The sequence below is a fragment of the Wolbachia endosymbiont of Madathamugadia hiepei genome (genome assembly GCF_013366855.1).
Lineage (GTDB): Bacteria > Pseudomonadota > Alphaproteobacteria > Rickettsiales > Anaplasmataceae > Wolbachia.
Genome location: NZ_WQMP01000207.1, coordinates 1 through 664 on the forward strand (window position 1 = coordinate 1; position 664 = coordinate 664).

General features: G+C 34.9%; 1 protein-coding gene. It reads left to right on the forward strand.

From position 1 onward, the window contains the following. Positions 1-145: 145 nt before the first annotated feature. The coding region (locus GO685_RS05400) for a citrate/2-methylcitrate synthase (protein WP_281356235.1) at positions 146-664 on the forward strand (519 nt) is incomplete at its 3' end.

A 664-nucleotide genomic window follows, 5' to 3' on the forward strand; every position in this document is an offset into this window, starting at 1 on the left:
TTGACAAGACTGCTGAGGTTTTTATGGGTTTTTTAAACTTCGTTGGTTCTCTCATATGGCTTCTCTAAAATTTTGTTCACAGAGACTAGGTTAATATATACTCCTCGGTTTGTATGCCTTGTATAAAATTTGAGTGACCTAAGTGATGGATAAAAAAGCGTTATTAGAATTAAGCAACGGATTAAAGATTGAGCTACCCATATTAAACGGAACAATAGGTCCTGATGTATTAAATATTAAGGATTTGTACAAGACAACAGGGTTATTTACTTATGATCCAGGGTTTGTTTCCACAGCTTCGTGTTCTTCCGCAATTACATTCATTGATGGAGATGAAGGAGTTCTTAAGTATAGGGGACATAATATAGCTGATTTAGCAGAGAATAATGATTTTACTGCTATAATTTATCTATTACTCTATGGTGAGTTGCCTAATTTAGAGCAACACAAAAAGTTTCTTCTGAAAATAGAGGAATTATCTAAAGTGCCAGAGCAGGTTGTAAACTTAGTTAAAGCATTTCCAAAAACTGCTCACCCTATGTCGATTCTGATTGCATGTTTTGCAAGTTTGTCGGCACTTTACCATGAGAGATATGGCAACAACGTCAATAGTGAAGATCTAGATTTTGGAATTTCTGCAATAGCGCAAGTTCCTGAAATTGTT